The organism is Streptomyces flavovariabilis (assembly GCF_000725785.1).
Classification (GTDB): Bacteria; Actinomycetota; Actinomycetes; order Streptomycetales; family Streptomycetaceae; genus Streptomyces; species Streptomyces hawaiiensis.
Genome location: NZ_JNXD01000017.1, coordinates 77,201 through 100,996, shown reverse-complemented (window position 1 = coordinate 100,996; position 23,796 = coordinate 77,201). Strand labels below are relative to the sequence as shown.

Sequence of the window (23,796 nt, the reverse complement as noted above, 5' to 3'; positions counted from 1 at the left end):
TGGCAACTCTGGCACATCTTGGCGAGAGCCGAGGACACGGGTCCGCTAGGAGGCATTCGCCCACCTCACCGGCGAGATGGTCCGTTTTCTCACCGCTTCACCAGTGCGTGCCGATTGGCACTTTCGGTGACCCTTGTGCGCTTTTTCCGTGGCTTGTTCGAGCTGTTCGGTAACGAGGGGGCGAGCTACCGGTGCGGCGGCGGGCCGTCCTTCGGGCGGCCCAGCACCCCGGGGCGCTGCTGCCAGGGCAGCGGGCCCGTGGGGGGCCGGTAGGCGACGCCCAGGGCGTCGAGCCGCCGGTAATGGGCGGTCATACGGCGCTGGAAACCCGCGAAGTCCCGTTCCGCCGGGGCGGGCAGGGCGCTCCAGGCGACCTCCGCGAAGGCCGCGAGGCGGGGGAAGGCCTGGTAGTCCACGCGCGCGTGGTCCTCCATCACCTCGGTCCACAGGTTGGCCTGGGTGCCCAGCACGTGCCGGGCCTCCCCGGGCGTCAACTCCGGAGGAACGGGCTCGAACCGGTAGACGTCCTCCAGGGTGCGCACCCACCCGATCGGTACCGGCTCCCCGGGACCCGGGTCCTGACGGTGGTCCAGGTACACCTGCTGCTCGGGGCACATGACGACGTCGTGGCCGGCCCGGGCGGCGGCGATGCCTCCCGCGTAACCGCGCCAGGAGGACACGGCGGCGCCCTCGGCCAGCCCGCCCTCCAGGATCTCGTCCCAGCCGATCAGCCGGCGGCCGCGTTCGGCCAGCCATGTGCCGAAGTGCCCGATGAACCAGGACTGGAGCTGGTCCTCGTCCGCGAGCCCGAGTTCCCTGATCCGCGCCTGGGCGGTCTCCGACCGCCGCCACTGGTCCTTGGGGCATTCGTCGCCGCCGATGTGCACGAACTCCGAGGGGAACAGCCCGAGTACTTCCTCGAAGACGCCCTCGTAGAAGCGCAGGGTGTTGTCAGTGGGGGCGAGTACGTTCGGGTTGATTCCCCAGGTGTCCCAGACGGAGAGGGCGGTCGTGTCGATGACGTCGGTGTTGCCGAGTTCCGGGTACGCGGCGATGGCGGCCTGCGAGTGGCCCGGTACGTCGATTTCGGGGACGACGGTGATATGCCGCTCGGCGGCGTAGGCGACGATCTCCCGGATGTCGTCCTGGGTGTAGTAGCCGCCGTGCGGCTTGTCCTCCCACAACGGCGAGGCCCGGTGGCCGGTTTTCGTGCGGGTGCGCCAGGAGCCGATCTCGGTCAGCCGCGGATGCCGCTCGATCTCGATGCGCCAGCCCTGGTCGTCCGTCAGATGGAAGTGGAAGACGTTGAGTTTGTGCGCCGCCATCAGATCGAGGTACCGCAGCACGCCGTCCTTGGGCATGAAGTGCCGGGCGACGTCGAGCATCAGGCCGCGCCAGCGGAATCGGGGGGCGTCCTCGATCGTGAGGTACGGCACGGTCCAGGCGCGGTCGCGGCCGAGCGGGGCCCTGCGGTACGCGTCGGGGCCGAGGAGCTGGCGCAGCGTCTGGGCGCCCCAGAAGACACCGGCCGCGCCGCCGCCCTCGATGAGGACGCCGTTCCGGTCGCTGACGAGGCGGTACTCCTCGGGGCCGAGCCCGGGGGCGAGCCGGAGCCCGATGCCGTCGCCGCGGGCGTCGTCGCGTTCCCGCCCCTCGCGCAGCGGCAGGCCGGTGGACTGCCGGAGGGCGGCGCTCAGCCAGTGGGCGACGCCTTCGCCCGCGGTGTCGGCGTAGAGCCGGGAGTGCCGCGCCAGCCGCACCTCGCCGGAACCGGCGACGGCACCGCGGGGCGCCGGAATCAGTTCGGTCACGTCAGTCCTTCACCGCTCCGCCCAGTCCGGAGACCAGGCGGCGCTGTACGAGTACGAAGAAGACCAGGACCGGAATCGTCATCACCGTGGAGGCGGCCATGACTCCGCCCCAGTCCGGGTCGTCGGGCTTGTAGAAGACGAGCAGGGCCATCGGCAGCGTCGACTGCGAGGTGTCGCTGATGATGAACGACTTGGCGAACAGGAAGTCGTTCCAGGCGGAGATGAACGAGAACACGCTGGTGGCCACGAGACCCGGCAGCACGAGCGGGAAAAGGATCTGCCAGAGGAATCGCGCCCGGGTCGCCCCGTCGATGTACGCGGCCTCTTCCAGTGCCTCCGGGACGGCTTTCACGAACCCCCGCAGCATCCAGATCGCGAAGGGCAGTGAGAAGGCGATGTGGGGCAGGATCAGCGAGCCCAGCGTGTTCAGCTGACCGGCGTCCCGCATGAGGAAGAACAGGGGGATCGTGAGGGCTTCCACGGGCACCGTCTGGGCCACCAGAAACATGATCAGAAGGGTGGTCCGGAGGCGGAAACGGAATCGTGTGACGGCGGTCGCGGCGAGAAACGCGATCAGCGCGGAGGCGATCACGACACTGCCCGCGACGACGAGGCTGTTGAGGAAGTAGCGGCCGAATTCCTGCTGCCCGAAGACGCGCCGAAAGGAATCCAGGGAGGGCGCGAGCGTCCACGGCCTCGGTTCGCTGGACTCGATCTCCCCGGCCGGTCTGAAGGCGCTGAGCACCATCCAGTAGAGGGGGAAGGCGACGACGACCGCGATCAGCAGGGCGGAGGCCTCGGCGGCCAGCCGCCCCGGGCGGCGCACAAGGGCGCGTACGGGATTCACAGTTCCTCCCCCTGCCGGCGCAGCAGCCGCAGGTACACCAGCGTGACGGCGAGCAGGATCAGCAGCATCACGATGCCGATCGCGGAGCCCAGGCTGTACTGCGAGGACGCGAAGGCCTGCTGGTAGGCGTAGACGTTCAAGACCAGGTTCTGGCCGGCGATGCCGCCGCCGTTCGTCATGACGTAGATCTGGGTGAAGACCTTGAAGTCCCAGATGACCGACTGGATGGTGACGACGACCAGGATCGGCCGGAGCATCGGGGCGAGGACGGAGCGCCAGATCCGCCACTGCGAGGCGCCGTCGAGGGAGGCGGCCTCCAGCACTTCGCCGGGTACGGCACGGATCCCGGCGTAGACGGTCACCATCACGAACGGGAAGGAGCACCAGACCACTTCGAGCAGGACGAGGAAGAAGGCGCTGATCCGGCCATAGGTCCACGAGTGGTCGCCGAGGCCCAGCATCCGGTTCACCGGGCCGAAGTCCGGGTCGAAGAGGAACAGCCACACCGTGGAGCCGGTCACGGCCGGGGTCGCCCACGCGCCCAGGGCGGCCAGCATCAGCGCGAGCCGCGGCACGGCCCGGACGCGGGTGAGGAGCACGGCGAGGGCGCAGCCGACGGCGAGCGTGGAGACGACACAGGCCGCCGCGAAGAGCACGGTGGCGAGCAGCACCTGCCAGAACTGCGGGTCCCCGAACAGCTCGGCGTAGTTCCCGAACCCCTCGAAGGTGGCCGGCTCCCCGCCACTGACCTGCGCCTGCGTGTACCGGAAGAACGAGATCAGCCCGAGCTGGTAGATCGGATAGACGAGCAGCCCTCCGAGCACGACGAGCGCGGGCGCGAGATACAGCCATGGCGTCCAGCCGCCCCCGACGCGTCCGGCCCTGCCCGCCCCACTCCGGCGCGCGCCCGGTCGCCCGGCGCGCCGGGCGTGGGCCTCGGAGGACTTGCGCGCGGCCGGAAAGCCCTGCACGGCCGGGCCGGACGCGCCCACGGTGGCCACCTGTTCGCGCGGAGCGGCGACCGAACCGGTCCCGGCCGGGTCTGCCCCATCGGATTCCGCGCGATGGTTCACCGGGCTCACCCCGCGGAGCCGAACGCGTCGTTCATCTTCTTCGCGGCGTCCTCGGAGGCCTTCGCGACGTCCTTCTTGCCGCTGATGACCTCCTGGAACATCGTCGGCAGGACCAGGGAGGAGTCGATCTGGGCCCAGGCGGGTGAGGCGGGGACGAACTTCGTGCCGGCCGAGAGGGTCTGTACGAAGGGCTTCACGAACGGCTCCTGCTGCGCGACCTGCTGCCGGACGTCCGTGAAGGTCGGCAGGAAGCCCATCGCGTCGAAGAGTTCACTCTGCGTCTCCTTCGACGCGAGCCGCTCCATCAGCTGGACGGCGAGCGTGCGGTGGGACGTGCTCTTCAGGACGCCGATGTTGTTGCCGCCCGCGAAGGCCGGTGCGATCGAGCCGGACTCGACCCCCGGCAGCGGGACGACGGCGTACTTGCCCTTGACCTTGCCGGCCTCGACGGCGGTGTGGCTGAAGTCGCCGCCGATCGCCATGCCCGCCTTCCCCGCGGCGAACGCGGAGATCGTGTCGTTGCCGCCCATGCCCGCGCACTTGGCGGCCGGGCAGTTGTCGTCGCCGAAGAGTGAGGTGTACGCCTTGATGCCCTTGCGGGCCTGCGGGCTGTCGATGCCGGACGCGTACGACCCGCTCTTGCCGCTCGCGAGTTCACCGCCGTTGGCCCACACGAACGGCATCGCGCCATAGGTGTAGGCACCGCCGACCACCAGCCCGTACAGCTCGGGCTTCGCGGCGCGTATCTCACGGGCCGTGGAGGCGAGTTCGGCCATCGTCCTCGGGACGGACAGGCCGAGCTCCTCGAACACGTCCGTGCGGTAGTACAGGGCGCGGACGCCGACGTAGAACGGGGCGCCGTAGAACTTGCCGTCCACCGTCACCGACTGCCTGGCCGTCGGGTCGGTGTCCTTCGCCTCGCTCCAGGCGCCGAACTCCTCCGTGACGTCGAGGAGTCCGCCGTCCTTCACATAGCCGGCCGTGTCGGTGTTGCCGTACTCCATCACGTCGGGCGCGGAGGCGGGGTCGTTGAAGGCGGCCTTGACGCGCTGGGCACGGGTGTCGACGGGGATGTACTCGACATCGACCTCGGTGCCCTTGTGAGTCTTCTCGAAGTCGGCGACGACCGCGTCGACGACCTTCTCCTTGGGGGCGTTGCCGACCTCCTGGAAGAGCCACACGCGCAGCGTGCCGGTCTTCTCGTCCTTGTCGGAGGAGGAGTTCGAGGAGGTCTGGGGCGCGCAGGCGGTGGCCAGGAGGGCGGCGAGCGCGGTGAGCCCGGCAAAACGGACGGACAGCTTCATGGAGTGCTCCTCCGAGGGAGTGTTGCAACATGCGCAATGAAGGTTTCGCTGTGCACAACACTTCGGAGGCTAGGGACTGCGGGAACGCGCCCACAAGAGGTCTCAACCACTCTGTGACCGGCAGACGCACCCCGCGCAACGCCCGGACAGCACAAAAGCCCTCAGGGCGCACAAAACGCACCCTGAGGGCTTCACGCCCCGCGGACCGGGCCTACTTGTCGCCCTTGCCCTTGTCGTCGTCGCCGGAGCTCATGGACTCGTAGATCTCCTTGCACATGGGACACACGGGGTACTTCTTCGGGTCGCGGCCCGGCACCCAGACCTTGCCGCACAGCGCCACGACGGGAGTGCCGTCGAGGGCGCTCGCCATGATCTTGTCCTTCTGGACGTAATGGGCGAAGCGCTCGTGGTCACCGTCACCGTGGGAGGTCTGCGGCGTCGGCTCTACGAGGGTCCCCGTACCAGTCCCGCGCTCGGGCTCGAGAGTGCTCATAGGGCCAAGGGTACTGAAGCTCACACGCATCAGTTGAGCGAAGGGTCGTCCGGGTACGTCGCCACCATCGCCAGCTCGCTGCGCTGGCGGCGCAGCACCTCGCGCCAGAGCCGCTCGGGAGACGGGGACGAGACGTCACCGGGCTCCGACTCGACGACGTACCAGGCACCGTCGACCAGCTCGTCCTCCAGCTGGCCCGGGCCCCAGCCGGCGTACCCGGCGAAGATGCGCAGCGAGCCGAGGGCGGAGGCGAGCAGCTCCGGCGGGGCCTCCAGGTCGACCAGACCGATCGCCCCGTGCACCCGGCGCCAGCCCAGCGGGGTGGCCTCGCCGGACGCGCCGCCGGGGACGACCGCGACACCGAGGGCCGAGTCCAGCGACACCGGGCCGCCCTGGAACACGACACCCGGTTCCACGGCGAGATCCCCCCAGCCCTCCAGGATGTCGCCCACACCCACCGGGGTGGGACGGTTGAGGACGACACCGAGGGAGCCCTCCTCGTCGTGGTCGAGGAGCAGCACCACCGCGCGGTCGAAGTTCGGGTCCGCCAGGGCGGGGGTGGCCACGAGCAACCGCCCTGTGAGCGAGGACACCTCGGTCATGGCAGACATGATCCCGCATTCTCCCCTCGCGTGGGGAGGCAATGCGGCACGGGGAGGGAACGCAGCTCAGGGCGCACCGAAGCGTCCGACGCACACGAGAGCGACGGTGACCCCATGTGCCCGGCACGGAACGGTTCGTGTTGTGACGAAGCTATGACGTGGCTGGGTCTGACTCAGGCTTACAGAAGGGGGGTGGTGGGCGATTACCCTTTCCCTCCTGGCCCCTGCCCGACTCCATGGAACGCGAGATTCATGACCGTCAACGACGATGTCCTGCTTGTCCACGGCGGAACCCCGCTGGAGGGCGAGATCCGTGTCCGCGGTGCGAAGAACCTCGTACCGAAGGCCATGGTCGCAGCGCTGCTGGGCAGCGCTCCGAGCCGGCTGCGCAATGTTCCGGACATCCGCGATGTTCGGGTCGTACGGGGTCTGCTACAGCTGCACGGTGTGACGGTCCGTCCGGGTGACGAGCCCGGCGAACTGGTGATGGATCCGACGCGCGTGGAGAGCGCGAACGTCGCTGACATCGATGCCCACGCGGGTTCGAGCCGGATCCCGATCCTGTTCTGCGGACCGCTGCTGCACCGCCTCGGCCACGCGTTCATCCCCGGTCTCGGCGGCTGCGACATCGGCGGCCGGCCCATCGACTTCCACTTCGAGGTGCTGCGGCAGTTCGGCGCGAAGATCGAGAAGCGGGCGGACGGCCAGTACCTGGAGGCGCCCCGGCGCCTGCGCGGTACGAAGATCGCGCTGCCGTACCCGTCCGTCGGCGCCACCGAGCAGGTGCTGCTGACGGCCGTCCTCGCGGAGGGCGTCACGGAGCTGTCCAACGCGGCCGTCGAGCCGGAGATCGAGGACCTCATCTGCGTGCTGCAGAAGATGGGCGCGATCATCGCGATGGACACCGACCGGACGATCCGCATCACGGGTGTGGACCAGCTCGGCGGCTACAACCACCGCGCCCTCCCGGACCGTCTGGAGGCCGCGTCCTGGGCTTCCGCGGCACTGGCGACCGAGGGCAACATCTACATCCGCGGCGCGCAGCAGCGCTCGATGATGACGTTCCTGAACACCTACCGCAAGGTGGGCGGGGCCTTCGAGATCGACGACGAGGGCATCCGCTTCTGGCACCCCGGCGGCCAGCTGAAGTCCATCGCGCTGGAGACGGACGTCCACCCCGGCTTCCAGACCGACTGGCAGCAGCCGCTGGTGGTGGCCCTGACCCAGGCCACGGGCCTGTCCATCGTCCACGAGACGGTCTACGAGTCCCGCCTCGGCTTCACGTCCGCGCTGAACCAGATGGGCGCGCACATCCAGCTCTACCGCGAGTGCCTGGGCGGCTCGAACTGCCGCTTCGGCCAGCGCAACTTCCTCCACTCGGCCGTCGTCTCGGGCCCGACCAAGCTCCAGGGCGCGGACCTGGTCATCCCCGACCTCCGCGGCGGCTTCTCGTACCTGATCGCGGCGCTGGCGGCCCAGGGCACGTCCCGCGTCCACGGCATCGGCCTCATCAACCGCGGCTACGAGAACTTCATGGAGAAGCTCGTGGAGCTGGGCGCGAAGGTCGAGCTGCCGGGCAAGGCACTCGGATAGTCCCCCGTACGCCGAGGGGCGGCCACCTGATTTCAGGTGGCCGCCCCTCGGCATTTCATACGGCTCTACGTGGCGCGCCCCAAAGGGGCGCGGGGAACTGCGCGACCAGCCACAGGCGGCCCGCAGTTGCCCACGGCGCACGCAACGGGCCGCTTACTTACCCTTGGCCGCTTCCTTGAGCTTCGAGCCCGCGGAGACCTTCACGCTGTAACCGGCGGGGATCTGGATGGGCTCGCCGGTCTGCGGGTTGCGGGCGGTGCGAGCGGCACGGTGGGTGCGCTCGAAGGTCAGGAAGCCGGGGATGGTGACCTTCTCGTCGCCCTTGGAGACGATGTCGCCGACGACGTCGGCGAACGCGGCCAGCACGGCGTCGGCGTCCTTGCGAGTCACCTCGGCGCGGTCGGCCAGCGCGGCCACCAGCTCACTGCGGTTCATGTTCTTACTCCCGTGTTCATCTTGCCGTTGAGGCGTCAGATCGAAGCCGATGCTGCCAGGGTCCTCGATGAGTCCCCGGACCCGGGTCCGTCGTCAGACCCTCGCGCCCAGGGACGCATCCTGCCCCTACCTGCGGCGGGAAAGCCAATCCAGCACCCGCAGGAGTCGTGAGAACACCCTTGGGGAGTCACACGAAAAGAGGGCCTGAGCCTGGCGCCACGATAGCTCCGCTGCTGACAGGGGTCTTGCGACGCGCCGGGTTCCGCGCCGCCGTGGGGTTACTCACAGTCGGAGGCCGCCGGCCCACGGGCCCCCGTGAGGGGCCCGGTCGGCGCGGCCTCAGACGCCGGTCGGGCTGCCCGCCGCCGCGCCGACCGCCTTGGCGGCCTCCCGCACGGCGCCGGCGACCGCGCCCGCGACCTTGTCGTTGAAGACGCTCGGGATGATGTAGTTCGGGTTCAGCTCGTCCTCGGTCACCACGTCCGCGAGGGCCTTCGCGGCGGCCAGCATCATCTCGGTGTTGACCGTCCGGGACTGCGCGTCCAGCAGACCGCGGAAGACGCCCGGGAAGACCAGCACGTTGTTGATCTGGTTCGGGAAGTCCGAGCGGCCGGTGGCCACGACGGCCGCGGTCTGGCGGGCGATCGCCGGGTCGACCTCGGGGTCCGGGTTCGCAAGCGCGAACACGATCCCGCCGTCGGCCATGGCGGCCACGTCGTCGCCGTCGAGGACGTTCGGGGCCGAGACGCCGATGAAGACGTCGGCGCCGCGCACGGCCTCCTTGAGGGTGCCCGTGAGGCCCTCGGGGTTGGTGTTGTCGGCGATCCAGCGCAGCGCCGAGTCCGGGGCGGCGTCCACCAGGTCCTCGCGGCCCGCGTGCACGACGCCGTGGATGTCGGCGACGACGGCGTTCTTGACGCCCGCGGCGAGCAGCAGCTTCAGGATGGCCGTACCGGCGGCGCCGGCGCCGGACATGACGACGCGGATGTTCTCCATCGCCTTGCCGGTGACACGGAGTGCGTTCGTCAGGGCGGCGAGGACGACGATCGCGGTGCCGTGCTGGTCGTCGTGGAAGACCGGGATGTCGAGCGCCTCGCGCAGCCGGGCCTCGATCTCGAAGCAGCGCGGGGCGGAGATGTCCTCGAGGTTGATGCCCGCGAAGCCCGGGGCGATCGCCTTGACGATCTGGACGATCGCGTCGGTGTCCTGGGTGTCCAGGCAGATCGGCCAGGCGTCGATGCCGGCGAACCGCTTGAAGAGCGCCGCCTTGCCCTCCATGACGGGCAGCGCGGCCTTGGGGCCGATATTGCCCAGTCCCAGAACGGCGGAGCCGTCCGTCACGACCGCAACGGAGTTGCGCTTGATGGTGAGGCGGCGGGCGTCCTCGGGGTTCTCGGCGATCGCCATGCACACGCGGGCCACGCCCGGCGTGTAGACCATGGACAGGTCGTCACGGTTGCGGATGGGATGCTTCGACGCCATCTCGATCTTGCCGCCGAGGTGCATGAGGAAGGTCCGGTCCGAGACCTTGCCCAGGGTGACGCCCTCGATGCCGCGGAGTTCCTCGACGATCTCGTCCGCGTGCGAGGTCGACGACGCCGCGATGGTGACGTCGATACGGAGCTTCTCGTGACCGGACGCGGTGACGTCGAGGCCGGTCACCGAGCCTCCGGAGGACTCCACGGCGGTGGTGAGCTGCGAGACGGCGGTTCCGCTCGCGGGCACCTCCAGCCGGACCGTCATCGAGTAGGAGACGCTGGGCGCCGTTGCCATGGCCGACTTCCTCTGCTTTCACCTGACGCTGAGTTGTGCCGTCCGATCGTCGCACCTACCGCTGAGTAGCAGGTAGCCGCCCTCGATTGCGAACGTTTTGTTCGCGGAAAGGGCCAGCAAAAAGAGACCCACGTCACGTGGACGTGGGTCTCTTCCCAAGTAAGTGGCACCGGCCCGCCATGCTCGCCTCGCGGCAAGTGGTCGCTCGTAGCGACGAAGGTTGGGCCCGGGGGCTTGGATCGGGCCGGTGCCACATCCAGGCTAACAAACAGATCCCGTAAGGCCATTCCCGTACCGGTAGTTCATTTCGCCGACAAGTGGGTATCGGGCCTCAGTCCCTGAGCAGGTCCGGAACTCCCGCCGTGTCGGGCTCGTCCCGGCCGGCCGAGACGACCGTGAGCTGCTGGGTGGCCCGGGTCAGCGCGACGTAGAGGACGCGCAGACCGGCCGGGGACTCGTCGGCGATCTCCGCCGGGGAGACCACGACCGTCGCGTCGTACTCCAGGCCCTTCGCCTCCAGGCTGCCGAGGGCCACGACCCGGTCACCGAGCCCGGCCAGCCAGCGGCGGGCCTCCTCACGGCGCTGCATGGCGACGACCACGCCGACCGTGCCGTCGACGCGCTCCAGCAGCCGGGCCGCCTCGTCCCGGACGGTCGCGCCCAGCGTGTCCTCGACGACGGTGAAGCGGGGCTCGACACCGGTGGAGCGGACCGCCTTCGGCGACACGGAACCGGGCATGGCGAGGGCGAGGACCTTCGAGGCCAGCTCGGCGATCTCGGCCGGGTTGCGGTAGTTCACCGTCAGCTCGAAGCGGCGTCGCGGGCGGGTGCCGAGGGCCTCGTCGCGGGCCTGGGCCGCCTCGTCCGGGTCGGACCAGGAGGACTGGGCCGGGTCGCCGACGACCGTCCAGGTGGCGTGCCGGCCGCGGCGGCCCACCATGCGCCACTGCATCGGGGTGAGGTCCTGGGCCTCGTCGACGATGACATGGGCGTACTCGACGCGCTCCTGCGCCAGGCGTTCGGCGCGCTCGCGCTGCGACTCCTCGCGCACCGGCATCAGCTCCTCCAGGCCGGTGAGCTGGTCGAGCGGGTCGAGTTCGCGCTTCCTGCGGGGGCGGGCCGGGGCGCCGAGGACGGCCTGCAGTTCGTCGAGCAGGGCGATGTCGTGCACCGTGCGGCCCTCGCGCCGCAGCGAGCGGGCGACCTTGCGGACCTCGCCGGGGTTGAGGATCCGCCGGGCCCAGCGGCCGAGGCGGCGTTCGTCGGCCATGGCGTCCAGGACGGCCCCCGGGGTCAGCTCCGGCCACCAGGCGTCGAGGAACGCGATGAAGGCGTCCTCGGAGGTGATGTCCTCGTCGAAGGAGGAGCGCAGTTCGGCGGCGAGCTCCGGGTCGCTGTGCCGGCCGGCCGCGCCGGACCGCTCCCACAGGGCGTCCAGGAGGAGCTTGCGGGCGCGGGGGCGCAAGAGGTTCACGGGGGCGGTGCCGCCGAGGGCGGCGTGGCGGATGCCGTCCAGGTCCCGGGCCTCCAGTTCCAGGCGGCGGCCGAAGGCGACCACGCGCAGCCGGGCCGGTGGATCGTTCATCTCCAGGGCGCCGCGCGCGGCCTTCCGCAGCACCTTGAGCATGCGGGAGGAGCCCTTGGCGCGGGCCACGGCCGGGGAGTCGTAGAGCGTGGCCTCGCTGCCGTCGACCAGGGAGCCGATGGCGCGGATGGCGACCTGGCCCTCCTCGCCGAGGGAGGGCAGCACGCCCTCGGTGTAGGCGACGAGCAGCGGGGTCGGCGAGACGATCAGGATGCCGCCCGCGTAGCGGCGCCGGTCCTGGTAGAGGAGGTACGCGGCGCGGTGCAGGGCGACGGCGGTCTTGCCGGTGCCGGGGCCGCCCTCGACGTACGTCACGGAGGCGGCGGGGGCGCGGATGACCAGGTCCTGCTCGGCCTGGATGGAGGCGACGATGTCGCGCATGGTGTGGCTGCGGGCCTGGCCGAGCGCGGCCATCAGGGCGCCGTCGCCGATGACGGGCAGCTCGTCGCCGTCGAGGTACGCCGTCAGCTCGGGGCGCATCAGGTCGTCCTCGACGCCGAGCACCTGGCGGCCCTTGGAGCGGATGACGCGGCGGCGGACGACACGGCCGGGGTCGACCGGGGTGGAACGGTAGAAGGGGGCGGCGGCCGGGGCGCGCCAGTCGATGACCAGCGGGGCGTAGTCCTGGTCGAGGACGCCGATGCGGCCGATGTGCAGGGTCTCGGCGATGTCGGCGGTGCTGTCGGGGCGTACGGCCCCCTCCGCCGGCTCGATCGCGGTGTACGCCCCGTCGGGCCCCTTCTTGCCGTCCTTGCCGGTCAGCAGGTCGATACGGCCGAAGAGGAAGTCCTCGAACTCGTTGTTCAGCCGGCTGAGGTGGATGCCGGCGCGGAAGACCTGTGCGTCCCGTTCGGCGAGTGCGCCCGGGGTGCCGACCTGGCCGCGCCGGGCCGCGTCCTGCATGAGGAACTCCGCCTCGTGGATCTTCTCCTCGAGGCGCCGGTACACCCGGTCCAGGTGTTCCTGTTCGACGCTGATCTCCCGGTCACGAACCGAATCGTGCACCGAACCGACCGCGTCTTGTCTGTGAGCCTGAACGGCCACCGGGCCCCCTTCTGACGTGCTGGGCAGCCGTCAACCGTACGCGAAGGGGACCCCTGGAAGCTACGGGTCGGCGGGCAGGCACGGGACCTGTTGCCCCAATGGCGCCTGCCGGCTGACCGGACAGACCTATGCGTCGACCTCGACCAGCCGCTTGCCGTCGAAGGTCACGACCTCGAAGTGGTCGATCTCGTTCGGCTCGAAGGCGGCGCCGCCCTGGACGTAGAGGGGCTCCTTGGCCTTGTCGGACTTGGCGTCCGGCAGGCCGTAGCCCCACTCCGGGACGGACCAGGAGGACAGGGTCTCGCGCTCGCCGTTCTTGCCGACCGCGACGAGGGCGCACTTCAGCGGGCCCTTGACGTTCTTCAGCTCCAGGACCATGCCCGTGCCCCAGTCCTTCTTCTGGAGGGCGACGGTGGCGGAGACCTTTGTGGTCGGGTCGGTGGCGGTGATCTTGTCGGAGATGCCGTCGAAGGCGGCCTTGGCGGGGCTCGCCGCGAGCGGGCGGTTCTCCGCGCCGCTGCCGCCGTCGCCACCGTTCGTCGCGACCGCGACGAAGGGGCCGCCGATGATCAGCGCACCGGCCGCGGCCACCATGTAGAAGTTGCGGCGGCGCTTCTGGGCGCGGCGGTCGGCGACCTCGTCGACCAGCTTCTCGACCAGGCGCGGGCGGGGCTTCGCGGACAGCGACTCGCCGATCGCGGGTGTGCTGCCGGAGCCGGGAAGGTCGGCGAGGGCGGCGAGCATCGGCTCCATGCCGGCCAGTTCGTCGAGCTGCTGGGCGCACCATTCGCAGCCCGCGAGGTGGGCTTCGAAAGCGGTTGCTTCGGCGTCGTCGAGGATGCCGAGGGCGTAGGCGCCGACGGTCTCGTGCTCGTTCGGCACCGGAGATTCCTGCATGGGACCAGACATACCCATGCCTCCCGTACCGAACCCTTGGTTACCCCCGTAAACACTCATCACGCCGTCACCCCCCGCTCCTCCAGTGCCAGCTTCATGGAACGCAGGGCGTAGAACACCCTGGAGCGGACGGTTCCGCTGGGTATGCCCAGAGTCTCGGCCGCCTCATTGACGGTACGCCCCTTGAAATACGTCTCGACGAGCACCTCCCGGTGGGCGGGGGTCAGGTCGTCGAGTGCGTCCGAGAGAGTCATCAGCCACAGCGCCTTGTCGATCTCGTCCTCCGCGGGGATGACCTCCAGCGGCGACGGGTCGACCTCCTGTGGCCGGGCCTGCCGGCTGCGGTGGCCGTCGATGACGATGCGCCGGGCGACCGTCACCAGCCAGGGGCGTACCGATCCGGTCGCCCGATTGAGCTGACCGGCGTTCTTCCAGGCACGGATGAGCGTCTCCTGCACGACGTCCTCGGCGCGCTGCCGGTCTCCGGCGACCAGGCGCAGGACGTATGCCAGCAGGGGTCCGGCGTGTTCGCGATAGAGCGCACGCATCAGCTCCTCATCGGGTTCCGAGGGCTGGGACATGCGATGTCGGGCCCTCGGTGCACGTTCATTGGCCACGACGGAATCCTTGCGCACGCCCACCTCCGGTGTCCGGGGGTTCCCCCAGTCGGTCGCTCCACATGCCGTACGGAAGCGAGCGGTTGGGCGTTCAATGAGACCCGACAGATTTCTCCGGGATGACGTGACGAGCGGGACATGAGGTCACATTCCCACCCCGCGTTCTTTACATTTCCGCCACATCGGCAAGATCAAGCCAGGCCTTCCCTACGGTGGCGTAGGTAAACGGCATGTAATCGAAATCACTTCGACAGTCGGGTCGCAGAAGTCGCATTTAGGACAGGGAAATTGAGTGCACGGACCACTCAATTCCGTTTTACGCGCGGGCGAGTGCCGCGCGGCGACGATGCCGGGCGACGCGTTCACGGTTCCCGCAGACCTCACTGGAGCACCAGCGCCTCCTGCGTCCCCGGGAAGTGTCGAGGTACACGATGGGGCAGTTGTCCCCTTCGCACTGGCGCAGGGCGGCGCGGGCGACGGGATCGGTGAGCAGGTCCACGGCGTCCCGGGCGACGGCCGCGAGCAGGGCGGCGCAGCCGGGCGGACCGTCCAACCGCCGCAGCAGCTGGCCGTCTTCGCCGCGGACCGCGCGCGGGGCCGGGGGCGAGGTGCGGGCCAGGTCGTTGACACGGGCGAGGGCGAGGTCGTACGTCGCGACTCCGGGTCTCGGCCGGCAGCGCACCAACCGGTCCACCTGGGCGCGCAGTTCACGGAAGGCCAGCAGCCAGCCGGTGTCGGCGTGCGCCAGGGCGGTGTCCGCCGGGACGAGTCCTGAGCCGGTGATCCAGGCGCGCAGTACGTCCACGGAGTCGAGCCGCTCCTCCGGGTGCGTGGTGGAGAGCAGATCCAGGCAGATCCGCCCGGCGTCGAACCGCAGCTCGTAGGGGGCCGTGGCCGTACCCAGTGCCATGTGCCTGTCACCGCCTAGGGGTTCACCCCGGTCGCGAGGGCTTCGGTGAGACGCCAGTGAGAGGGCCGGGAAACCGTTCCCTCTTACAGTGCCTGCCCGCTACGACGCCGGAAACCCCTCGCACACACCTCGACGCGGCGAATACCCGAACGGCCCCCGCGTTCAGGCCAGGCCCGGGGCCGGGCGCCACGCCCCGGGCGGACTCACATGAGGCCCCCCACCCGCGCCGCGAGCGCCACGCCCGTGGCGGCCGGACCCCCACGGGGCGTCTCCGCTCGGGCCCGTGGGGCGTGGGTGGCGTGTGGCGTGTTCTGGCTCAACCTCCGGGCGGGGTCACGCGTCCGCGTACTTCGTCTCCGCGGTCGGGTCGAGGGCCAGGCGGTAGCCCCGCTTGACCACCGTCTGGATCAGCTTCGGGGTGCCGAGGGCCGTGCGGAGGCGGGCCATGGCGGTCTCCACCGCGTGTTCGTCGCGGCCGGAGCCGGGGAGGGCGCGCAGGAGGTCCGCGCGGGCGACGACCCAGCCGGGGCGGCGGGAGAGGGCGCGCAGGAGGGACATGCCGGCGGGCGGAACCGGTTTGAGGTGGCCGTCGACCAGGACGGCGTGGCCACGGATCTCCACGCGGTGCCCGGCGACGGGGAAGGAGCGGGCCCGCCCCGGGAGTTCCTGGCAGAGGAGCTGGACCAGGGGGCCGAGCCGGAAGCGTTCGGGCTGGACCGTGTCAATGCCGCGCGACTGCAGGGGCAGGGCGGTGACCGGGCCCACGCAGGCCGGCAGGACGTCGTGGCTCAGCGCGGCCAGGACCTCGTCGAGCAGTCCGCGGTCCTCCGCCCGGGAGAGGAGGGAGGCCGCAGCCGGGGCACTGGTGAAGGTGACCGCGTCCAGGGCCCGGGCGACCGTCGCGTCCAGCAGGCGGTCGACCGGCGTGATGTCCTCCGGCGGCATCCAGCGGTAGACGGGCACCCCGAGTACATCGGCCCCGCCCTCCCGCAGCGCCTCCACGAACCCGGGCAGCGGCTCACCGTGCAGCTGGATCGCGATCCGCAGGCCGTCGACGCCCTCCTCCAGCAGCCGGTCCAGCACTTCCGCCATGGACTCGGACGACGGCGACCACTCCTCCGTCAGCCCGGCGGCCCGGACCGCGCCCTTGACCTTCGGCCCGCGCGCCATGATCCGTACGCCGCCCAGCCGCGCCAGCAGATCATCGCCCAGGCCCCAGCCGTCCGCGGCCTCGACCCAGCCGCGGAAGCCGATCGCGGTCGTGGCGACCACGATGTCCGGCGCCCGCTCGATGATCTCCTTCGTCGCGGCAAGCAGCTCACTGTCGTCGGCGAGCGGCACGATCCGCAGGGCAGGGGCGTGCAGGACGGCGGCTCCGCGTCGCTGTAGCAGCACCCCGAGCTCGTCGGCCCGGCGCGCGGCCGTCACACCCACGGTGAAACCCGCCAGGGGTCCGTGGTCCGGTCGCTGTTCTTCCTCGTACATGGCTCTCGTCCCGCATCCAGTCGTCGTACTTCGTGGGTACGGCGTACCTACATGCCGATCGAGCCTGTCAACGGCTCGTGACAGGCCCGGATCGGCATGATGTCGCTGGTGTTACGTCACACCTCGGCGTAGCTGAGCTGCGGCTTCGCCTCCGAGGTCGCCGTGGTGACGGGTACCCGGGGAGCCGTACGGCGAAGGTATACGGCCCAGATGACCACGAAGCAGACCGCGTAGAAGGCCAGGAAGGCGACGAACGCCCCGGTGCCCGAACCGTAGGAGAGGAAGGACTGGCGGAAGGCGAGGTTGATGCCGACACCGCCCAGCGCGCCCACCGCGCCGATCAGGCCCATGGAGGCCCCGGAGAGCCGCCGCCCGTACGCCGCCGCCTCCTCGCCCTGCAGTCCCTTGGCCAGGGCCTTGTTCTGGAAGATGCCCGGGATCATCTTGAACGTCGAGCCGTTGCCGAGCCCGCTGAGCACGAACAGCACCACGAACGCCCCGGTGAACAGCGCCAGCGACTTCTCCATGGAGGCGCCGATCAGGACCGCCGTCGCCACACCCATACCGACGTAGTTCCACAGGCTGATCTTCGCGCCGCCGTGCCGGTCGGCGAGCCAGCCGCCGAGGGGCCGGATCAGCGAGCCGAGGAGCGGGCCGATGAAGGTGACGTACGCCGCCTCGAGCGGGGTGCGTCCGAACTGGTTCTGCAGGACCTGCCCGAAGGCGAAGCTGTAGCCGATGAACGACCCGAACGTGCCGATGTAGAGGACGGACATGATCCAGGTGTGGGCGTCCCGCGCGGCGTCCTTGGCGGCGCCGGTGTCGTTCTTGACGTTCTCCAGGTTGTCCATGAAGAGCGCGGCCATGACGGCGGCCACGAGGATCAGCGGAATGTAGATCCCGAGCAGCACGCGCGGCCCGCCGCCCGCGCCGATGATGGCGAGCGCGGCCAGCTGGATCACGGGGACGCCGATGTTGCCGCCGCCCGCGTTCAGTCCGAGGGCCCAGCCCTTCTTCCGCAGCGGGAAGAAGGCGTTGATGTTGGTCATGGAGGAGGCGAAGTTGCCGCCGCCGATGCCGGCCAGCAGTCCGACGAGCAGGAAGGTGGAGAAGGAGGTGCCCGGCTCCATCACGGTGAACGCGGCGACGGTCGGGACCAGCAGGAGGGCCGCGGAGATGATCGTCCAGTTCCGCCCGCCGAAGATCGCCACGGCGAAGGTGTAGGGGACGCGGACTACGGCGCCGACCAGCGTGACCATCGAGGTCAGCATGAACTTGTCGGCGGGGGTCAGTCCGTACTCCGGGCCCATGAACAGCACCAGCACGGACCACAGGGTCCAGATGGAAAAGCCGATGTGCTCGGACAGGACGGAGAAGAAGAGGTTCCGGCGGGCGACCTTCTCCCCCGTCTCCTTCCAGAACGTCTCGTTCTCCGGATCCCAGTGCCGGATCCAGCGTCCGCCCTTGCTCGGGGGTGCGGGTGCCGTGCCAGGGCCTGTCATGACGCCTCCACTGTGCTCCGGGGCTCGGTCGTACTTCGAGTGACTGACCCCGAAGGTAGGGAGGACGCGTTTCCTGCCTGTGGCACCGGGTGACCGCGAGGGAACTTTGCTCTCACCCCGGGCCCGGGCGGGATGAGAGGTTCCGGGAGGTCTCCGCGTCAGTGCTGCGGGGGCTGCCAGTGGGCGTTCTGCTGAGGGTGGGGCTGAGGGTACGGCTGGTGATGCGGCTGGCTGTACGGGCCGGGGGGCTGCGCGCCGTAGGGACCGGGCGCGGGCCGGCCCTGGTACGGGGCCTGCGCGGGCTGACCGCCGTAGACGCCCGGGGCGGGCTGGCCGGGGTACGGCACCGGGGCGGGCTGGCCGGGGTACGGCCCCGGGGCAGGCTGACCGGGATACGCACCGGGCTGGGGGGCGTACGGCCCAGGCGCCTGCTGGGGGTACGGCCCGCCCGCGAACGGATTGCCCTGCCCGGGCATCTGAGCCCCGGGCGGCAGGTACCGCAGCCGCCCGGCCGCGTCGTTCACCGGCATGAAGCCCGCCGCCTGCAACAGGGCCGCGAACTTGGCGTTGCGCTTGCGCGTCACCCCGAGGCCGATGCCGAAGATCGCCACGAACAGCAGCCACACCACACCGGCCACGACGAAGTCGGAGGGCTCACCCCCGAGACGGAAGGCGAGGATCGCACAGCCGACGGTGACGCCGAGGGCCCCGTACCACATGCGCTTCTCGGCGTGCTTGCCGGTGAGGTCGAAGTTGATGCGGGCCTTGAGGAGTTCGAAGGCGTCGGGCACGAGCGGCGGCAGGGAGACACCGTCGGCCGCGTTGGGGTACTGCGCCCAGTTCTGCCCGGCCCGGGCCCGGGCCTGCGGGCCGGGGTCGGGCAGGAGCAGCATGGTGAGTGCGCCGTTGCGTCCGCTGCTCTGGCGGACGTCGGCGTACTCGTAGCCGAACTGCTGGGCGACGAAGGCCAGCCGGGCGAGTTTCTTCACGGATGCCATCGGGCTGGTGAGTTCGACCGGTTCCCCGCTCGCCATCAGCCGCAGCATCTTCTGTACCTGCCGCTTACTCATCCCCACCGCTCCCGCCGACCGCTTTGTTCACAAGCGCAACCCGGGCAGTTTTCCATACCGGTGGGCCGGCTCAGCCGCGGGGTGCCGCGCGCCTCCGGCTCCCGCGAGCCCTCACCCGGGGCTCCCCCGTCGGCCACAGCCGCGGCTTCTGCTTCGCCGCCAGGTCCTCCGCCCAGCCGAACGCCAGGACACAGCAGCCGATCAGGACCCAGACCAGGGCCAGGACGGGCCAGACGCTCTCCAGCAGCCCGGGCAGGTTCTGCTCCAGCAGGGGGAAGCCCCACAGCCGGTCCCACAGGGTCGCGGCGATCAGGATGCAGACGTTGTGCCACAGGTAGATGGTCACCGCCCGGGAGTTGAGCAGCGTGATCGTCCCCGCGAGGGGGCGCAGCCGGCGCGGCCACTGCGTCCAGGACGGGCTGAGGTGCAGCAGCAGGAAGACCGTGCCGAAGGACCACAGGGCCTGGGCCAGGGGCATGCTGTCCAGGTCGTTGCCGGTGCCGAAGTCGTGGTGCAGGGCGTACCAGAGACCGGCCAGGGCGATGACGGGCGCGACGGACGGCACGATGTAGCGCGGCAGCCGCCGCAGGATGCCCTCCTGGTGGGCCATGCCGAGGATCCAGCAGGCGCCGAAGGTGGAGAAGTCCGTGAGCGCCGAGGGGATCCGTTCGCCGGGCAGCGTGAGGTAGCTCTGCTCGAAGGCGACGGCCAGGGCGATCGGCGCGAGGATCGTGAGGACCGGCAGGGCGCGCAGGGCCTTCAGCAGCACCGGGGACAGCAGGACGTACCAGAGGTAGGCGCGGATGTACCACAGCGGACCCGCGAGGTCCGCGGCCCAGTTCTCGCCGATGAAGCCGTGGACGCCGGGCAGCCCCTCCGCGTACGGCGGGTCGCTGAGCGGGACGATCCAGAAGGTGAGGTGGAGCAGCCACCAGCCGGGGTGCCCGTCCGCGTCCGGGCCCCAGCCCTGGAGGACCATGCCGGTGACGCCGACGACGCCCAGCAGCCACAGCGGGGGCAGCAGCCGGCGCATCCGGCCGCGGATCACCTGCACGGCCGGGCGCTTCAGCGAGCGGGCCATGAGGCTCCCGGCGAGCGCGAACATCACGCCCATGGACGGGAACACCAGCGGCAGCCAGGCCCAGCCCGTCAGGTGGTACAGCACGACACGGAACAGCGCGAGGGCGCGCAGCAGGTCGAAGTACCGGTCGCGGCCGGGCTTCTCGGCGGCGGCTGACTCCTGCCGCGGAGCCTCGGTGACAGGAGCCGTGGTCATCCGACCGGCCTCCCGTCCATCGCCTGGGGCGCGGCTGTTCCGCCCCCGGGCAGGCCCACCGCGCCCGTGCGCCGCAGCTTCTGCCAGCGCAGCCGGCCGCCGGTGAGGGCGGTGATCCAGGACTGGAGCAGGACGACGTACATGAGCTGGCGGTAGAGGAGCTGCTGGAGCGGGAGTGAGATGAGGTGGGTCATGCGTTCCTTGTCCAGGTGGAACGCGTAGGCGGCGCAGACCCCTTGCACCGCGAGGACGCCCAGCCAGGCGCCGATGGTCTTCTCCGTGGGGCCGAACACCAGGCCGTACAGCAGGAACACGTCGATCAGCGGGGCCAGCAGCGGCGCCACGACCATGAACATCGACACCAGTGGCATGCCCACCCGGCCGAAGCGGCCCGAGGGCCCCCGCTCGACGACGGACCGGCGGTGCTTCCAGATGGCCTGCATGGTGCCGTACGACCAGCGGTAGCGCTGGGACCACAGCTGCTGGACGGACTCGGGGGCCTCGGTCCAGGCGACGGCCTTCTCGGCGTACACCACGTGCCAGCCGTCGCGGTGCATGGCCATGGTGATGTCGGTGTCCTCGGCGAGCGTGTCGTCGCTCATGCCGCCGACGCGTTCCAGTGCGCTGCGCCGGAACGCCCCGACCGCGCCGGGGATGGTGGGCATGCAGCGCAGCACGTCGTACATGCGGCGGTCGAGGTTGAAGCCCATCACGTACTCGATGTGCTGCCACGCGCCGATGAGCGAGTCCCGGTTGCCGACCTTGGCGTTGCCCGCGACGGCGCCGACGCGCGGGTCCCCGAAGGGCTGGACGAGTTCGCGGACGGTGGTCGGTTCGAAGACGGTGTCGCCGTCCATCATCACGATCAGGTCGTACCGGGCGTTGGCGATGCCCCGGTTGAGGGCGGCGGGCTTGCCGGCGTTGAGCTGGCGGACGACGCGTACGCCGGGCAGGTCGAGGTTCTCCACGATGCGGGCGGTGCCGTCGCTGGAGCCGTCGTCGATGACCAGCACCTCGATGGGGTGGTCGCTGGCGACCAGCGAGCGGACCGTCTGCTCGATGCACTTGGCCTCGTTGTAGGCGGGCACGAGGACGGACACCGGTTCCGTGATGGGTTCGCCCCAGCGGAAGCCGCGGCGCCGGACCCGGCGGGCGTGCGCGACGGAGAGGATGAGCATCAGCCCGAGACGCCCGAAGACCAGCACACCGACGACGGCGAGGCCGGCGACGAGGACACCGGTCATCTTCTCGGACGCCTGCACCAGGAAGACCCACGCCTCGCCCTTCAGCGACTCCAGCCCGGCGACGGGGGTGTGCGCGCTGGGGGCGTCGAGTGCGGCGGTGAGGGTCTTGAAACGGTAGCCCTTGTCCTGCAGCCCGGAGACGTACCGGTCGAGGGCGGCGACGGTCTGGGAGCGGTCACCGCCGGAGTCGTGCATCAGCACGATGGCGCCGTCGCCGTTCTTCGGCGTGGCGTTGCGGATGATCTGCTCGGCCCCGGGCCTGCGCCAGTCCTCGCTGTCGGTGTCGTTGACGATCGTGATGTAGCCCTTGCTGCCGATGTACTCGGTGACAGGCCAGGTGTTGTTGTCCATGTTCTGCGCGAACGACGAGTAGGGCGGGCGGAACAGCGAGGTGCGGATGCCGGCCGCACCGGCGAGCGCGAGCTGGTTCTGCGACAGCTCCCAGTCGACCCGGCTCTTGCTCTGCAGCGACAGGTCCGGGTGGTTGAAGGTGTGCAGCCCGATCTCGTGGCCCTCGTCGACCATGCGCTGGACGAGGTCCGGATAGCGGGAGGCCATGGTCCCGGTGATGAAGAAGACGGCGTGGGCGTCGTGCTTCTTCAGCACGTCGAGGACCTTGGGCGTCCACATCGGGTCGGGACCGTCGTCGAAGGTCAGCACCAGCTCGTGGTCCGGGAGGTCCAGGCTGGCCGGCTTCCCGCCCCGGGTGTCGATGACGGGGCCGCCCTTGAGGATGTGCTTCGGGACGCGGTCGTTCGCCGCGGGCGGTCCGACGCGGTGGTCGGCGAGGACCTCGCTGTGCACGTATCCGCGCAGCATGAGCATCGCCCCCAGGGCGACGAGCACGAGCAGGGGCAGCAACAGACGCATGGGCAGGCGCCGGCGCCTGGAGCCGCCACGGGCTCGAGACGCGGGCCCGGAACGGCGGGTACGGGATGCCATGGGTGGTGGTACTCCGGGTGGTGCGGGACGGGGTGGTACGGGGACGGGAGCGGGCGGACGGTGAAATGAGAACGGGCCCGGCCTGTCGGGGACGTCGCAGCTGTGCGGGGTGGGGTGCACTCCGCGGCGTCTTGGGCCCCGCTGCACGAGCGGGACGGGTGACTCGGAGCGGGTGATCGCGAGGTGGCTACGTTCCGGAGAGCTCGGGATGTCTCCGGCCGCCCGGGCCCCGGTGTCGGAGAGGGGACCGGCCGGAAGGGCGGTGGAGCGGCGCCCGGAGTGGTGGGCGCCGCTTTCGCGGACGCGGTCTAGACGGCGGCCGGCGTCTCGGCGACGGGCTGCGGCTCGGCCGGGCCCTCGGCGACGGTGCCGCCGTCGCCGCCGGTACCCGTCGTCTCGGTGGGCGGGGCCGTGGGCTCGCCCGTCGGCGTCGGGTCGGTGACCGGCGTGCCCGGCGGGTCCGCCGGTTTGGTCGGGGCCGGGTCGGTGGCCTTCGGGCCAGGCGCCGGGGTGGTCCGGATCGCGGTCGGTGTGGGCTCGGCGGAGGTGCCGGCGCGGCCGGGGCGGGCGGTGGCCTCGGGTGCGGCGACGCCGGGGCCGGGCGCGGAGGCCGTGGCCTCGCCGGTCGCGGGCGCGCTGCCCGGTGCGGTGACGCCGGTGTCCGAGGGCGGTGCCGACTCGGCGGGCAGCGACGGGGTGTCGACCTGTCCGGCCGGAGGGTTGTCCCCCCTGGTCGGCACCGGCAGCCAGGGGGCGTTGGAGTTGCCCGACAGCAGCGTGGCGACGATGACGACGGCGTAGACGCCGCAGGCCAGGGCGATGGCCATGCCGATCCGGCGGTAGCGGCGGCTGCGGCGGCCGGATTCGTCGACGAAGACGGGCCGGTCGGCGGCCTCTGCGCCCGGGCTCTCCTTGGCCTGCCGCAGGAAGCCGTCTCCGAGCTGCACGGCGTCGAGCTGGACGGTGACCTCGTGCGGATCGTGGGTCTGCCCGGGCGCGTCGGAGGTGTCCGCCGACGGTTCGGCTCCGGCTTCCTCCTGCCAGGGGTCGCGGACCGAGGTCCGGTGGCTCGGCCGCGGGGCGAGCGAGTCGGCCTCGCCGTCGCTCTGGCGGGGAATGCCGCGCAGTATGTCCGTCCCGGGCAGCCGGTGGCCGGTCGTCCGGACATCACGGCCGGGGAAGACCTGCGTGGCTCTCCCGTCCCGGACTCTGCCGTCCGACGGGAGTTCCCCGGTAGCCGTCGCGGCATCGGGCCACTCGGGTTGGGCGTCTTCTCGCCACTGTTTCATGCGC

Annotated in this window: 19 protein-coding genes; 1 reads left to right on the top strand and 18 read right to left on the bottom strand. The window is 70.7% G+C overall.

Annotated elements, in window-relative coordinates:
* Positions 1-185: 185 nt before the first annotated feature.
* The 6 genes from IO24_RS0127395 to IO24_RS0127370 all read right to left on the bottom strand — a co-directional run bounded on the left by IO24_RS0127395 (position 186) and on the right by IO24_RS0127370 (position 6,130).
* Entirely contained in the window at positions 186-1,811 is a 1,626-nt protein-coding gene (locus IO24_RS0127395) for a beta-N-acetylhexosaminidase (RefSeq protein WP_031140015.1), read from the bottom strand.
* A 1-nt stretch (position 1,812) separates the two neighbouring features.
* Positions 1,813-2,658, bottom strand: a complete 846-nt coding sequence (locus IO24_RS0127390; protein WP_031140013.1) for a carbohydrate ABC transporter permease — start codon at positions 2,656-2,658, stop codon at positions 1,813-1,815.
* On the bottom strand, positions 2,655-3,629 hold the full coding sequence (locus IO24_RS0127385) for a carbohydrate ABC transporter permease (protein ID WP_420823228.1): 975 nt from the start codon (positions 3,627-3,629) through the stop codon (positions 2,655-2,657). The genes IO24_RS0127390 and IO24_RS0127385 overlap by 4 nt, the downstream gene beginning before the upstream one ends.
* A 107-nt stretch (positions 3,630-3,736) precedes the next feature.
* Complete coding sequence (locus tag IO24_RS0127380) at positions 3,737-5,035, bottom strand: extracellular solute-binding protein (RefSeq protein WP_031140009.1); 1,299 nt, start codon at positions 5,033-5,035, stop codon at positions 3,737-3,739.
* Between the two features lie 211 nt (positions 5,036-5,246).
* Entirely contained in the window at positions 5,247-5,528 is a 282-nt protein-coding gene (locus IO24_RS0127375; RefSeq protein WP_003990595.1) for a DUF3039 domain-containing protein, read from the bottom strand.
* Positions 5,529-5,557: 29 nt separating this feature from the next.
* Positions 5,558-6,130, bottom strand: a complete 573-nt coding sequence (locus IO24_RS0127370; RefSeq protein WP_031140006.1) for a YqgE/AlgH family protein — start codon at positions 6,128-6,130, stop codon at positions 5,558-5,560.
* A gap of 252 nt (positions 6,131-6,382) precedes the next feature.
* Here IO24_RS0127370 and murA point away from each other — a divergent pair, with 252 nt between their 5' ends.
* A complete protein-coding gene (gene murA / locus IO24_RS0127365; protein WP_031140004.1) occupies positions 6,383-7,723 on the top strand; it encodes a UDP-N-acetylglucosamine 1-carboxyvinyltransferase in 1,341 nt (446 codons plus the stop codon).
* A 153-nt stretch (positions 7,724-7,876) separates the two neighbouring features.
* Here the strand turns inward: murA and IO24_RS0127360 are convergent, their stop codons facing one another.
* The 12 genes from IO24_RS0127360 to IO24_RS0127305 form a co-directional block, all read right to left on the bottom strand.
* Entirely contained in the window at positions 7,877-8,158 is a 282-nt protein-coding gene (locus tag IO24_RS0127360; protein ID WP_003990598.1) for an HU family DNA-binding protein, read from the bottom strand.
* A gap of 339 nt (positions 8,159-8,497) precedes the next feature.
* Positions 8,498-9,931: an NAD-dependent malic enzyme gene (locus tag IO24_RS0127355; RefSeq protein ID WP_031140000.1), complete on the bottom strand. Its 1,434-nt coding sequence runs from the start codon at positions 9,929-9,931 to the stop codon at positions 8,498-8,500.
* Between the two features lie 331 nt (positions 9,932-10,262).
* Entirely contained in the window at positions 10,263-12,560 is a 2,298-nt protein-coding gene (locus IO24_RS0127350) for a HelD family protein (protein ID WP_031139999.1), read from the bottom strand.
* 126 nt (positions 12,561-12,686) lie between these two features.
* Entirely contained in the window at positions 12,687-13,517 is an 831-nt protein-coding gene (locus tag IO24_RS0127345; protein WP_078899423.1) for an anti-sigma factor family protein, read from the bottom strand.
* Positions 13,517-14,038, bottom strand: a complete 522-nt coding sequence (locus IO24_RS0127340) for a sigma-70 family RNA polymerase sigma factor (protein WP_010039908.1) — start codon at positions 14,036-14,038, stop codon at positions 13,517-13,519. Before IO24_RS0127340 ends, IO24_RS0127345 begins: the two co-directional genes overlap by 1 nt.
* A gap of 352 nt (positions 14,039-14,390) precedes the next feature.
* Positions 14,391-14,984, bottom strand: a complete 594-nt coding sequence (locus tag IO24_RS0127335) for a CGNR zinc finger domain-containing protein (protein WP_031139994.1) — start codon at positions 14,982-14,984, stop codon at positions 14,391-14,393.
* 333 nt (positions 14,985-15,317) lie between these two features.
* The gene (locus tag IO24_RS0127330) at positions 15,318-16,469 is read right to left on the bottom strand and encodes a uroporphyrinogen-III synthase (RefSeq protein WP_031139993.1); all 1,152 of its coding nucleotides are present in this window, start codon (positions 16,467-16,469) and stop codon (positions 15,318-15,320) included.
* A gap of 116 nt (positions 16,470-16,585) precedes the next feature.
* Positions 16,586-17,971, bottom strand: coding sequence for a nitrate/nitrite transporter (locus IO24_RS0127325; RefSeq protein ID WP_031139992.1), 1,386 nt, complete (start codon positions 17,969-17,971; stop codon positions 16,586-16,588).
* Between the two features lie 158 nt (positions 17,972-18,129).
* A complete protein-coding gene (locus tag IO24_RS0127320) occupies positions 18,130-19,041 on the bottom strand; it encodes a membrane protein (protein ID WP_031139991.1) in 912 nt (303 codons plus the stop codon).
* 70 nt (positions 19,042-19,111) lie between these two features.
* Complete coding sequence (locus IO24_RS0127315; protein ID WP_031139990.1) at positions 19,112-20,317, bottom strand: acyltransferase family protein; 1,206 nt, start codon at positions 20,315-20,317, stop codon at positions 19,112-19,114.
* Positions 20,314-22,503 (bottom strand): bifunctional polysaccharide deacetylase/glycosyltransferase family 2 protein, encoded by a 2,190-nt coding sequence (locus tag IO24_RS0127310; RefSeq protein WP_031139989.1) that lies wholly within the window; start codon positions 22,501-22,503, stop codon positions 20,314-20,316. Before IO24_RS0127310 ends, IO24_RS0127315 begins: the two co-directional genes overlap by 4 nt.
* A gap of 308 nt (positions 22,504-22,811) precedes the next feature.
* Positions 22,812-23,792, bottom strand: a complete 981-nt coding sequence (locus IO24_RS0127305; RefSeq protein ID WP_234335296.1) for a hypothetical protein — start codon at positions 23,790-23,792, stop codon at positions 22,812-22,814.
* Positions 23,793-23,796 lie beyond the last annotated feature (4 nt).

Excerpts from the sequence above, each read along its gene's own strand:
- IO24_RS0127380 (WP_031140009.1), bottom strand. The coding sequence starts at position 5,035 with ATGAAGCTGTCCGTCCGTTTTGCCGGGCTCACCGCGCTCGCCGCCCTC.
- IO24_RS0127375 (WP_003990595.1), bottom strand. The coding sequence starts at position 5,528 with ATGAGCACTCTCGAGCCCGAGCGCGGGACTGGTACGGGGACCCTCGTA.
- IO24_RS0127370 (WP_031140006.1), bottom strand. The coding sequence starts at position 6,130 with ATGACCGAGGTGTCCTCGCTCACAGGGCGGTTGCTCGTGGCCACCCCC.
- murA (WP_031140004.1), top strand. The coding sequence starts at position 6,383 with ATGACCGTCAACGACGATGTCCTGCTTGTCCACGGCGGAACCCCGCTG.
- IO24_RS0127360 (WP_003990598.1), bottom strand. The coding sequence starts at position 8,158 with ATGAACCGCAGTGAGCTGGTGGCCGCGCTGGCCGACCGCGCCGAGGTG.
- IO24_RS0127355 (WP_031140000.1), bottom strand. The coding sequence starts at position 9,931 with ATGGCAACGGCGCCCAGCGTCTCCTACTCGATGACGGTCCGGCTGGAG.
- IO24_RS0127345 (WP_078899423.1), bottom strand. The coding sequence starts at position 13,517 with ATGAGTGTTTACGGGGGTAACCAAGGGTTCGGTACGGGAGGCATGGGT.
- IO24_RS0127340 (WP_010039908.1), bottom strand. The coding sequence starts at position 14,038 with ATGTCCCAGCCCTCGGAACCCGATGAGGAGCTGATGCGTGCGCTCTAT.
- IO24_RS0127335 (WP_031139994.1), bottom strand. The coding sequence starts at position 14,984 with ATGGCACTGGGTACGGCCACGGCCCCCTACGAGCTGCGGTTCGACGCC.
- IO24_RS0127330 (WP_031139993.1), bottom strand. The coding sequence starts at position 16,469 with ATGTACGAGGAAGAACAGCGACCGGACCACGGACCCCTGGCGGGTTTC.
- IO24_RS0127325 (WP_031139992.1), bottom strand. The coding sequence starts at position 17,971 with ATGACAGGCCCTGGCACGGCACCCGCACCCCCGAGCAAGGGCGGACGC.
- IO24_RS0127320 (WP_031139991.1), bottom strand. The coding sequence starts at position 19,041 with ATGAGTAAGCGGCAGGTACAGAAGATGCTGCGGCTGATGGCGAGCGGG.
- IO24_RS0127315 (WP_031139990.1), bottom strand. The coding sequence starts at position 20,317 with ATGACCACGGCTCCTGTCACCGAGGCTCCGCGGCAGGAGTCAGCCGCC.
- IO24_RS0127310 (WP_031139989.1), bottom strand. The coding sequence starts at position 22,503 with ATGGCATCCCGTACCCGCCGTTCCGGGCCCGCGTCTCGAGCCCGTGGC.
- IO24_RS0127305 (WP_234335296.1), bottom strand. The coding sequence starts at position 23,792 with ATGAAACAGTGGCGAGAAGACGCCCAACCCGAGTGGCCCGATGCCGCG.